The sequence below is a fragment of the Rahnella sp. 2050 genome (assembly GCF_040544515.1).
GTDB classification, from domain to species: domain Bacteria; phylum Pseudomonadota; class Gammaproteobacteria; order Enterobacterales; family Enterobacteriaceae; genus Rahnella; species Rahnella aceris.
Genome location: NZ_JBEPKE010000016.1, coordinates 16,863 through 27,964 on the forward strand (window position 1 = coordinate 16,863; position 11,102 = coordinate 27,964).

Sequence of the window (11,102 nt, forward strand, 5' to 3'; positions counted from 1 at the left end):
CAGGTTAAGGTTTTACTGAGAAGGATAAGGTCATGCGCCATCGTAAGAGTGGTCGTCAACTGAACCGTAACAGCAGCCACCGACAGGCTATGTTCCGTAACATGGCCGGCTCTTTGGTTCGTCATGAGATCATCAAGACGACCCTGCCGAAAGCGAAAGAGCTGCGTCGCGTTGTTGAGCCGCTGATTACTCTTGCCAAGACCGACAATGTTGCAAATCGTCGTCTGGCATTCGCCCGTACTCGTGATAACGAGATCGTGGCAAAACTGTTTAATGAACTGGGTCCGCGTTTCGCGAGCCGTGCTGGTGGTTACACTCGTATTCTTAAGTGTGGCTTCCGTGCAGGCGACAATGCGCCGATGGCATACATCGAGCTCGTTGATCGTGCAGAGTCAAAAGCAGAAGTAGCAACTGCTGAATAATCTGTAGATGCATGAAAAAACCGGGCTTTTGCCCGGTTTTTTTACATCTAAAATTCACGTTTCTAAACCTTTTCTTCCCAGTTTTCACCATGCTAAATTCCACTCTCTTTTCCAGCGCGCCGCTTCCAGCTATGATCTAAGATGGCTCGTTCAATGTGACAAAGGCGAAATCATGTTTCTAATTGATCAGTGGGTTGAAAAGCACATCAAAGATGCTCAGGAAAAGGGTGAATTTGATAACCTTCCTGGAAATGGCCGTCCCCTTATCATGGATGACGAAAGCGCAGTTCCGGAGGAGCTCAGAACGTCCTATCGTATCTTGAAAAATGCAGGCTATTTGCCGCCTGAGTTGCAGGATCGAAAAGAGGCGATCGATTTGGATCATCTACTGAACATGTTAGACAGTGATGATCCAAAGTTTCTTCCCGCAGAAAAGCGTCTGAAGGTTTTACAAATGCGTTTACAGCAGGCAGGTATGAACACTGACTTTCTTCGGGGGCATTACGAAAATGCACTGAAGGATAAATTGAGAGGGAAATAGACATGTATAAAATTGGTGAACTTGCCAGGCTGGCCAGCGTGTCCACAGATACTATTCGTTACTATGAAAAGCAGGGAATGATGGGAGCGGGCACACGTAATACATCAGGTTATCGGCAATATGATGAAAGCGATGTGCAGCGCTTACGCTTCATCCGCTATGCCAAATCTACAGGTTTTACGCTTGATGCAATCAAGGAGTTACTTTCTATTCGAATCGATCCTTTGCATCATACTTGTCAGGAGTCAAAGTCTATTGTGGATGAACGACTCGCAGAGGTTGAGCTTAAATTAAAGGAGCTTAATCAGATGCGTGAATCCCTGCAAAGATTGAGTGCCGCTTGTTGTGGCTCCTCACATACGAGCGTAAGTTGCTCTATTTTAGAAGCATTAGAGGATGGAGCGGGTAAAGTAGCTTGAATGTTCCGGTCGTATAATAGCCACTTTCATAGTTAGGATTATAGCAGTATGATGTGCGCGCATTTTGTTCACTACTATTAATCATATCGAGGTTTTATGAGCCATTATAAGCATCAAAAAGGCATCATTCAGAATAACGCGTTACAAGCGCTTCTTCATGATCCACTGTTCAAACAGCGTGTTGAGAAAAATCAAAAAGGGAAAGGGAGCTACCGTCGCAAAGAGAAAAATGGGAAGGGGAGTTATCTGGAGGGCAGTGTTGAGTGTTCGTTTGAGTATTCAACACTGCCCTTCTAATCAGTCTAAGCAGAATTACAGTTTCGGTGCCTGCTGCTCTTTCAGCAAATCACGAATTTCCGCTAACAGAGTTTCTTCCGCTGTTGGTTTAGGTGGTGCAGCGGGCTTATCTTCCTGCTTACGACGCATTTTATTCATCAAGGTAATTGCGCAGAATATGGCCAGTGCAACAATGATGAAATCAAACACGTTCTGAATGAATACCCCGTAATGCATGACTACTGCGGGTGCTGCTCCCTGGGCCTCCCTGAGGACAAAAGCAAACTGCTTAAAATCAACTCCGCCAATCAGCAAGCCTAGCGGTGGCATAATAATATCAGCGACAAATGACGATACTATTTTGCCAAAAGCGGCGCCGATGATAACACCGACTGCCAGGTCGACCACGTTGCCGCGCATGGCAAACTCACGAAACTCTTTCATAAAACTCATAAATACTCCTTGGCAAATTCATCAAATATGTCAAACTAAGTAAAGACCATTTGCAGGGTCTTCGCTACAAAACTTCTCATCTGAAACTCAATTAACGCTAAATTCGATTAACAAAAGGTGCAATTTATAAGAAGAATGGGCTTGGCTGGAACAGCCGTTCAACATCCCTGACAAACTTCTTATCGGTAATAAACATCACAACATGGTCACCCTGTTGGATCCTGCTGGTGCCGTTGGCAATAATAACCTCATTACCGCGCACAATAGCCCCAATCGTTGTACCGGGTGGCAGTTTGATTTGTTCCACGGTACGACCCACAACTTTTGATGTTGTCTCATCGCCATGTGCAATTGCTTCAATGGCTTCCGCGACACCGCGTCTCAGCGATGAAACACTGACGATGTCTGCTTTTCTGACGTGTCCAAGCAACGCTGAAATCGTTGCCTGCTGAGGCGAAATTGCAATATCGATGACGCTGCCCTGCACCAAATCGACATATGCACTGCGCTGGATGAGAACCATCGCCTTTTTCGCGCCCATCCTCTTGGCCAGCATTGCGGACATGATGTTCGCTTCATCATCATTGGTAATAGCGATGAATACATCCACTTGTTCAATATGCTCTTCAGCCAGCAATTCCTGATCCGAGGCATCACCGTAGAAGACAATCGTATCTTGCAATATCTCTGCAAGCTCTGCGGCTCGCTGCTGATCCCGCTCGATGAGTTTTACGCTGTAATTCTTCTCTAGCCGTTGTGCAAGCCCCGCCCCGACATTGCCGCCACCTACGATCATGATTCGTTTATAAGGCTTTTCGAGCCTCTGAAGCTCGCTCATGACTGCACGGATATGCTGAGAAGCAGCCACAAAGAATACTTCATCACCGGCTTCGATAATGGTTGAACCCTGGGGGCGAATAGGACGATCCTGGCGGAAAATGGCTGCAACCCGCGTTTCAATGTGCGGCATGTGTTCACGCATTGAAGAGAGTGCATTACCGACTAAAGGCCCACCGTAATAGGCTTTTACCGCCGCAATACTGACTTTGCCTTCTGCGAAATTCACCACCTGTAGTGCACCCGGATACTCAATGAGTTTGTAGATATAATCCGTGACCAGTTGCTCCGGAGAAATCAGGTGGTCGATAGGCACGGCTTCCGGATGGAAAAGTTTTTCAGATTCACGGATATATTCAGTTGAACGGATACGGGCAATGCGGTTTGGTGTGTTAAACAGTGAATAGGCAATCTGGCAGGCGACCATATTAGTTTCATCGGAATTCGTCACAGCCACCAGCATATCTGCATCTTCGGCGCCGGCTTCGCGAAGTACACGAGGGTGAGAACCGTGCCCCTGGACTACACGCAGGTCAAACTTATCCTGAAGCTGACGCAGCCGGATGGTATTCGTGTCGACAACCGTGATGTCGTTGTTTTCACCAACCAGGTTTTCGGCAAGTGTTCCGCCAACTTGCCCGGCCCCGAGAATGATTATTTTCATATGACTCTCTGCTTTGCCTCGAAGGTATTAGCCTGAGTAAACAGCACTAATACGAGATATTCAGCTTTTAACAAGTTTAGCGTAATAGAATCCATCGCCATCTTCAGGATGTGGAAGATTCTGTCGGCCCGGTTTTTCCATCGTTCCGGTTTCAACCAGCGTAGCATCCTGATGTGATTCGAGGAATGAGGCTATTTGCTGGCAGTTTTCATCCGGCAAAATCGAACAGGTGGCGTACACCATGATCCCTTTACTTTTTAGCCGTGGCCAGATGGCATCAAGAATTTCTTTTTGGAGGCTGGCGAGTTCGGCAATATCACTGTCTCTGCGCAGCCATTTGATGTCAGGATGCCGGCGGATAACGCCCGTCGCTGAACAGGGGGCATCGAGAAGAATGCGGTCGAAAATGCGATCACCTGCCCACATCTGCGGCTCGCGCCCATCGCCTTGCTTCACTTCCGCGCTGAGTTTCAAACGCTGAAGGTTTTCATGAACACGTTTCAAACGTTGCTCATCCACATCAACAGCGAGAACATGCGCTTTAGGTGCAGCTTCCAGAATATGGGTAGTTTTCCCGCCCGGCGCGCAACATAAGTCGAGGATCAATTCGCCATTCTGTGGATCCAGCAGATCAACACTGCCTTGTGCCGAAGCATCCTGAACGGTGACCCAGCCTTCTGTGAATCCCGGAAGAAGGTTTACCTGACATGGCGTGTTCAGCCGTAATGCATCGCGGTATTCCGGATGCGGAACTGCTTCGATGTGTACTTCGTTTAACAGGTGTAGGTACTCGTCGCGTGTGTGATGCTGCCTGTTGACGCGCAGCCACATCGGCGGCCTTTGATTATTGGCATCAACGATACTTTCCCAGTCAGTGGGGTAAGCTTTTTTCAGGCGGTTAAGAAGCCAGCTCGGGTGGAGATGGCGGCTGTCATTGTTGGCCATGCGTTGAAGCAATTCTTCCTGCTGCCGCTGAAACTGACGCAACACGCCGTTGATCAGACCTTTTAACTGAGGGCGTTTTAGCGCAACGGCACCGTCAACAGTTTCAGCCAGTACGGCGTGTGCCGGAATCCGGGTATGGATCAGCTGATACAGACCCACCATCAGTAAGTAATGCAATGTTCTTTGCTTACCAGTGAGAGGTTTTGCCATCAGTTGCTGCAAGCACCATTCCAACTGTGGGAGGACGCGAAGCGTACCAAAGCACAGCTCCTGAAGGAGTCCGCGATCTTTTTCTGAGACGTTTTTCTGCAGACCAGGAAGAACAGTGGACAGGGATAATCCTTTGTCCAAAACCTGGCTGATGGCTTGAGCGGCAATGCTACGGAGATTATAGGCTGTTTTCATAGTCAAAAAAGCTGACCGGAGCCAGCATTATCAAAGAGATAAGGCCCGACGAAATATCGGGCGTAGTCGTTATGGTCAGGCTAAACGCGTGCCTTCGATAAACCATTCGCGACGAGAGTTCAGCAAATCCTGTGCGGACATTGCTTTTTTACCTGAGGGTTGTAACTGGGTGATGTTCAGGATGCCATCGGATGTTGCAATCTGAATACCCTTTTTGTCGGCAGCAACAATAGTCCCGGGTGCAGCGCTGCTTTTTCCTGACAGACATTCAGCCTGCCAGACTTTCACAGGCTGATCATCAATCATAAAGAAGCTGACGGGCCATGGGTTAAATGCACGAATACAGCGTTCAAGTTGTTCGGCCGATAGATTCCAGTCTAAGCGGGCTTCTTCCTTGCTGAGTTTCTCAGCGTAGGTTACGTGTTCTTCGCTTTGAACTTCAGGTTTTGCTGAGCCGTTCGCCAGCTGCTGTAATGTTTCAAGCATACCCTGTGGGCCCAGCTCAGCCAGCTTGTTGTAAAGCGATGCGCTGGTATCCTCGGGGAGAATGTCACATTCTACTTTGTGCAGCATATCGCCGGTATCAAGGCCGACATCCATCTGCATGATGGTGATACCTGTTTTTGTATCACCTGCCCAAAGAGATCGCTGAATCGGTGCTGCGCCACGCCAGCGTGGCAATAATGAGCCATGCACATTGATGCAGCCCAATTTCGGCATATCAAGCACGGCTTTTGGCAGGATCAAACCATAAGCAACGACTACCATAATGTCCGCCTCAAGCGCGGAAACCAGAGACTGATTCTCTTCCGGGCGCAAGGATTTAGGCTGGAAAACCGGGATGTCGTGGGTTTGAGCCAGAACTTTAACCGGACTTGCGGTAAGTTTATTACCGCGGCCAGCAGGGCGATCGGGCTGAGTGAAAACACCGACAACCTGATGTTCTGATGATAAAAGCGCGTCAAGATGACGCGCTGCAAAGTCCGGAGTACCGGCAAATATGATTCGCAAAGCAGTGTCCTGTGTTACACGAATATTAGTCAGCCCGTGCGTTCAGCTTGGCCATTTTTTCCATTTTCTGGCGAATACGCTGACGTTTCAACGGAGACAAGTAATCCACGAATAATTTACCTACCAGATGATCCATTTCATGCTGGATACAAATTGCCAGCAGATCATCGGCTTCGAGCTCGAAGGTTTTACCGTCACGGTCAAGCGCGCGGATTTTTACTTTTTCAGCACGCGGCACCAGCGCCCGTTGATCAGGGATCGACAGACAGCCTTCTTCAATCCCGGTTTCGCCGCTCTTTTCCAGCAATTCAGGGTTGATGAGAACCAGACGCTCGTCGCGGTTTTCAGAGACATCAATCACGATGATACGCTGATGAATATCGACTTGAGTTGCAGCAAGGCCAATGCCTTCCTCTGCATACATGGTTTCAAACATATCATCCACGATCTGCTGGATTTCAGCGTTAACTTCTTTGACCGGTTTTGCCGTTATGCGAAGCCGCTCGTCTGGGAAATGTAATATCTGTAATACGGACATATTTTTCTGGATCTTTATTCAATTGATTGAAGATATATAGACTCTATTCTAGACATTTCCTGCCCAGATTGACAGCATCCTCTGCCAATTGTATCAGTCGCTGAAAGGCCTTGAGAAGGGAATGGATAATGACATTACAGGAAGCATGGATACGTTTGTCGGTGGTAAAACGCCTCGATCCTCATCACGCTATGGGGATCATTCAGACCTTATTCTGCCGGGGCATTTATTCGTCCTCAGAATTAGCAAACAGTGGGCTTCTCCCCGAACAAATAGCCGATTTTCAGCATATTAATCAGCGCTGGTTAGTTGAATCATTGAAATGGCTGGAAGGAGAGAATTGTCATCTTATTACTTTTGGTAGCGAGTTTTATTCCCCGCTGTTAGCACAAATATCCTCCCCGCCTCTGATTTTGTTCGCAGAAGGAGCCGCTGAATTACTGCTATCCCCGCAAATAGCGATGGTGGGAAGCCGCGATTACTCACATTATGGCGAACAATATGCACAGGTATTTGCAGGGGGCCTGGTCAGCAGTGGTTTTACCGTGACAAGCGGTCTGGCAATGGGAATTGATGGAATCAGCCATAAGGCAACACTAGAAGCTCAGGGTAAGACGATTGCTGTGTTGGGAAGCGGACTGATGAAGCGCTATCCACCCTGTCATCTGAAGCTCGCAGATCGCATCCTCGAGCAGGGAGGAGCTCTGGTTTCAGAACATCTGGTGACTGCGCCGCCTTTAGCAGCCCACTTTCCCCGCCGTAACCGGGTTATCAGCGGGTTGAGTGCGGGTGTACTTGTTATCGAAGCCACGCTGCGCAGCGGCTCATTGATTACTGCACGCTATGCACTGGAGCAAGGAAGGGAAGTGTTCGCGTTGCCAGGCCCGCTGGGAAGTGCAACCTGCGAAGGAACACACTGGCTTATTCAGCAGGGCGCTTATCTGGTGACTGAGCCCAATGATATCGCCGAACATATAGGAAGCGGGCTGACCTGGTTTCCAAATATCAAAGCGTCAGAATCCTTGAAAATGCCTCCGGATGGTCACTCTGATGCGTCAGAGGTGAATATTTGTGCGCCAGATAGCGAAGTTGAATTGCCATTTGCTGATGTGTTGGCTAACGTAGAATATGAGGTGACATCTGTTGACGTCGTCGCCGAACGTGCCGGCCAACCTGTGCCAGAAGTTGTAGGTAAACTACTCGAACTGGAGTTAGCAGGATGGATCGCAGCTGTACCCGGCGGCTATGTCCGAATTAAGAGGGCAAGCCATGTTCGACGTACTAATGTACTTATTTGAAACTTACATTCACAACGAAGCGGAGATGAATGTTGACGAGGATAGGTTAACGGATGACTTGGCCGAGGCTGGTTTTCACCGGGCTGATATTCACAATGCGCTGAATTGGCTTGAAAAACTTGCGGATATGCAAGAGGGTGGAACCCCATCTTATATGCTGGATTCTGATCCTTCAGCATTACGTGTGTATACCGATGAGGAAACGAGTCGGTTAGATAGCAGTTGTCGTGGTTTTTTGCTGTTTCTGGAACAAATCAAAGTATTGAATTTCGATACCAGAGAGATGGTTATCGATCGTGTTATGGCTCTGGACACTGAAGAATTCGATCTTGAAGATCTGAAGTGGGTCGTGCTGATGGTTCTGTTTAATATTCCCGGATATGAAAGAGCGTATCAGCAAATGGAAGAGCTATTATTTGAAGTTAATGAAGGTTATCTGCACTAAGAGATAACAGGTAAAACGTAACATATGACAAAAGCAGCACTTTTTGCTGATAAGCAAAATGGATCCTGTCCAGCATGCGGGGCCGATTTGGTGATCCGTAGTGGTCGTCACGGCCCCTTTCTCAGTTGTTCATCCTACCCGCAATGTCAGTATGTTCGTCCCCTGAAATCACAGGCGGATGGGCATATTGTGAAAATCCTGGAAGGACAGGCATGCCCTAAATGTGACTCTACTTTGGTGCTGCGGCAGGGGCGTTACGGCATGTTTATTGGTTGCAGTCAGTATCCTGAATGCGATCATATTGAAGCTATCGATAAGCCTGAAGAAACTACTCTGGGCTGCCCGCAATGTGGAAAGGGTCATCTGTTACAGCGCAAATCACGTTTTGGCAAAGTATTCCACGCCTGTGATCGTTACCCGGAATGTCAGTTTGCCATCAATAATAAGCCAGTTGCAGGAGAATGTGTTCATTGCCATTACCCATTGTTGATGGAAAAGAAAACGGCTCAGGGGATTAAGTTATTCTGTGCCAGTAAATTGTGCGGCAAAGCCGTTGAAATAAAAGATAACGAACAAGATGAATAAAGAGACAGAAAAATCATTCAGTGCAGTGCTTGAGGCGCTTCACGGACAACATGTTATTGCTTATCCAACGGAAGCGGTTTTCGGGTTGGGGTGTGACCCAGATAGCGAACAAGCCGTCGAGGCATTGCTGGCGCTGAAAAAACGTCCAAAAGATAAAGGACTCATTCTGATTGCTGACAATTATCAGCAGCTCCTTCCTTATATTGATGACTCATCTTTAACGGAGCAACAGCTTGCGCATGTCGTTTCATTCTGGCCAGGCCCGGTTACCTGGGTTATGCCTGCAAAACCCTCGACACCTGATTGGCTTACCGGCCGTTTCACTTCGCTGGCGGTGCGTGTCACAGACCATCCTCTGGTAAAAGAACTCTGCCAAAAATTTGGAAAACCGCTGGTTTCAACCAGTGCGAACCTGAACGGGCAACCTCCTTGCCGTTTGTCTGAAGAAGTCAGGCTTCAGTTTGGGAAAGATTTTCCCGTGCTGGATGGCGATGTAGGAGGAAGAGATAATCCATCTGAAATTCGGGATGCCCTCACTGGCAACCTTATTCGTCAAGGTTAACAAATGAAAGTCACGCCATCTTTTGCGGTATTTGGAAATCCGATCGGCCATAGCAAATCCCCTCGCATTCATGCGCTTTTCGCCCGTCAGACGGGGATCGATCACACATATGGCACGGTTCTGGCCCCGCAAGAAGCGTTTGAAGAGACGTTGCGTTCCTTTTTTGAAAACGGAGCGCTGGGGGCAAATATTACGGTACCTTTCAAAGAGCGCGCTTTTGCTGAGTCAGATGAGCTGACCGAGCGGGCTGCCATGTCGGGTGCTGTGAATACGCTTAAAAAGTTCGAAGATGGGCGATTGCTTGGGGATAACACCGACGGCATCGGCATGTTGAACGATCTTGAGCGGCTGGCGCTTTTAAAGCGAGGGGACCGGGTTCTTCTGATTGGCGCCGGTGGCGCTGCGCGTGGGGTGATACTTCCTTTACTGTACTACGGCTGCCCGGTTGTTGTTACTAACCGGACGTTTGAACGCGCACAGCACCTGAGCCATATTTTCGAAAAGAAAGGGAATATCCGGGCTATTGCTTTGGCCGATCTGGCTGATGAATCTTTCGATCTGATCATTAATGCTACTGCATCGGGTATTAAAGGTCAGATCCCAGAGATCCCCGAAAGTGTGCTGACGACGCAGACCCGCGTCTACGACATGTTTTATCAGTCGGGTTTAACGCCTTTTATCACCTGGGCGAAAAATAATGGGGTAACTCATTATGCAGACGGGCTGGGGATGCTGGTGGGGCAGGCAGCGCACGCTTTTTATCTGTGGCATGGGGTGATGCCCCAAATAGAACCAGTGCTTGAGGAGCTAAAGAAAGACTTGCTGGGGTGATTGTGAAATGCCTGAACAATCAGATTTATTACTGTTCAGGCAGTACGCTTCTTATTGCTCCTGTGAAAGATAGAGATCTTTCCATGTCACATAATTATTAGAAGAGTATGTCAGTCCAGCGAGTTCATCAGAAGTCAGTTCTCGTATCTGCTTAACAGGACTTCCTAAATAGAGGTAGCCACTTTCGAGTGTTTTCCCAGGTGGAACCAGACTGCCTGCGCCAATCATGACATCGTCTTCGACGATAGCCCCATCCAGCAGTATTGATCCCATTCCGACCAAAACTCTGTTTCCGATCGTGCAACCATGCAGCATCGCCTTATGCCCGACAGTGACGTCTTCCCCAATAATAAGAGGGTGCCCCTCGGGATTATGTCGTGACTGATGAGTCACATGGAGCACACTTCCATCCTGCACATTAGTCCGACAGCCGATAACCACATTATTCACATCACCACGTATCACAACCAGTGGCCAGATACTGACGTCATCAGCCAGATCCACATCGCCAATCACCACGCTTGAGGGATCCACCATCACTCTTTCACCCAATGTTGGTGTTAATCCCTGATAAGAACGTAAAGTCTGAGACATCTGAAGTACCCCGTAAGTGAGTATTAATCTTGGCAATATAGTTCGGGTCGGGGGAAATACCAATTGAGGGGCGATAAGATCGGCGTTAAAAGCAGCAGATCGGGTGAGATCTCTGCGAAGGGGTCGAAAAATACGCAGTCGATCCTTTTATTGGAAAAAAGGCTTGTGCAAAAAATTCGGATCCCTATAATGCCGCTCCATCGACAGGGAACAACGTGAACAACATCACGAAGTGACCGGGTCGGAAAGATTAAAAACAGCGGCAACCGGATAAAA

15 protein-coding genes are annotated in these 11,102 nt (G+C 48.3%); 9 read left to right on the forward strand and 6 right to left on the reverse strand.

Features of this window, described 5'->3' with window-relative positions; genetic code table 11:
• Window positions 1-32 precede the first annotated feature (32 nt).
• The 4 genes from rplQ (at window position 33) to ABIC79_RS25515 (ending at window position 1,679) form a co-directional block, all read left to right on the forward strand.
• The gene (gene rplQ, locus ABIC79_RS25500; protein ID WP_013573706.1) at window positions 33-422 is read left to right on the forward strand and encodes a 50S ribosomal protein L17; all 390 of its coding nucleotides are present in this window, start codon (window positions 33-35) and stop codon (window positions 420-422) included.
• 172 nt (window positions 423-594) lie between these two features.
• Window positions 595-963, forward strand: coding sequence for a DnaJ family domain-containing protein (locus ABIC79_RS25505; protein ID WP_119262214.1), 369 nt, complete (start codon window positions 595-597; stop codon window positions 961-963).
• Window positions 964-965: 2 nt separating this feature from the next.
• On the forward strand, window positions 966-1,382 hold the full coding sequence (zntR, locus tag ABIC79_RS25510) for a Zn(2+)-responsive transcriptional regulator (protein ID WP_119261138.1): 417 nt from the start codon (window positions 966-968) through the stop codon (window positions 1,380-1,382).
• Between the two features lie 96 nt (window positions 1,383-1,478).
• Window positions 1,479-1,679, forward strand: a complete 201-nt coding sequence (locus ABIC79_RS25515) for an alternative ribosome-rescue factor A (protein ID WP_037035586.1) — start codon at window positions 1,479-1,481, stop codon at window positions 1,677-1,679.
• Window positions 1,680-1,694: 15 nt separating this feature from the next.
• Here ABIC79_RS25515 and mscL read toward each other — a convergent pair whose 3' ends face one another.
• The 5 genes from mscL to def form a co-directional block, all read right to left on the reverse strand.
• Window positions 1,695-2,111, reverse strand: a complete 417-nt coding sequence (gene mscL / locus ABIC79_RS25520) for a large-conductance mechanosensitive channel protein MscL (protein WP_013573710.1) — start codon at window positions 2,109-2,111, stop codon at window positions 1,695-1,697.
• Between the two features lie 124 nt (window positions 2,112-2,235).
• A complete protein-coding gene (trkA, locus tag ABIC79_RS25525) occupies window positions 2,236-3,612 on the reverse strand; it encodes a Trk system potassium transporter TrkA (RefSeq protein WP_013573711.1) in 1,377 nt (458 codons plus the stop codon).
• 60 nt (window positions 3,613-3,672) lie between these two features.
• Entirely contained in the window at window positions 3,673-4,962 is a 1,290-nt protein-coding gene (rsmB, locus tag ABIC79_RS25530; protein ID WP_112152591.1) for a 16S rRNA (cytosine(967)-C(5))-methyltransferase RsmB, read from the reverse strand.
• A gap of 75 nt (window positions 4,963-5,037) precedes the next feature.
• Window positions 5,038-5,997, reverse strand: a complete 960-nt coding sequence (gene fmt, locus ABIC79_RS25535) for a methionyl-tRNA formyltransferase (RefSeq protein WP_173362077.1) — start codon at window positions 5,995-5,997, stop codon at window positions 5,038-5,040.
• Between the two features lies 1 nt (window position 5,998).
• The gene (gene def / locus ABIC79_RS25540) at window positions 5,999-6,511 is read right to left on the reverse strand and encodes a peptide deformylase (RefSeq protein WP_013573714.1); all 513 of its coding nucleotides are present in this window, start codon (window positions 6,509-6,511) and stop codon (window positions 5,999-6,001) included.
• 128 nt (window positions 6,512-6,639) lie between these two features.
• Between def and dprA the strand changes: the two genes are divergently transcribed.
• Genes dprA through aroE form a run of 5 tightly spaced genes read left to right on the forward strand, consistent with a single transcriptional unit; the run spans window position 6,640 to window position 10,232 of the window.
• Entirely contained in the window at window positions 6,640-7,809 is a 1,170-nt protein-coding gene (gene dprA / locus ABIC79_RS25545) for a DNA-protecting protein DprA (RefSeq protein WP_013573715.1), read from the forward strand.
• A complete protein-coding gene (locus ABIC79_RS25550) occupies window positions 7,781-8,254 on the forward strand; it encodes a DUF494 family protein (protein ID WP_013573716.1) in 474 nt (157 codons plus the stop codon). Before dprA ends, ABIC79_RS25550 begins: the two co-directional genes overlap by 29 nt.
• Before the next feature lie 24 nt (window positions 8,255-8,278).
• Window positions 8,279-8,839, forward strand: a complete 561-nt coding sequence (locus ABIC79_RS25555) for a DNA topoisomerase family protein (RefSeq protein ID WP_037035580.1) — start codon at window positions 8,279-8,281, stop codon at window positions 8,837-8,839.
• On the forward strand, window positions 8,832-9,401 hold the full coding sequence (tsaC, locus tag ABIC79_RS25560; protein ID WP_013573718.1) for an L-threonylcarbamoyladenylate synthase type 1 TsaC: 570 nt from the start codon (window positions 8,832-8,834) through the stop codon (window positions 9,399-9,401). Before ABIC79_RS25555 ends, tsaC begins: the two co-directional genes overlap by 8 nt.
• A 3-nt stretch (window positions 9,402-9,404) precedes the next feature.
• Window positions 9,405-10,232, forward strand: coding sequence for a shikimate dehydrogenase (aroE, locus tag ABIC79_RS25565; protein ID WP_153376732.1), 828 nt, complete (start codon window positions 9,405-9,407; stop codon window positions 10,230-10,232).
• 51 nt (window positions 10,233-10,283) lie between these two features.
• Here the strand turns inward: aroE and ABIC79_RS25570 are convergent, their stop codons facing one another.
• A complete protein-coding gene (locus ABIC79_RS25570) occupies window positions 10,284-10,826 on the reverse strand; it encodes a gamma carbonic anhydrase family protein (RefSeq protein ID WP_013573720.1) in 543 nt (180 codons plus the stop codon).
• Window positions 10,827-11,102: the final 276 nt, after the last annotated feature.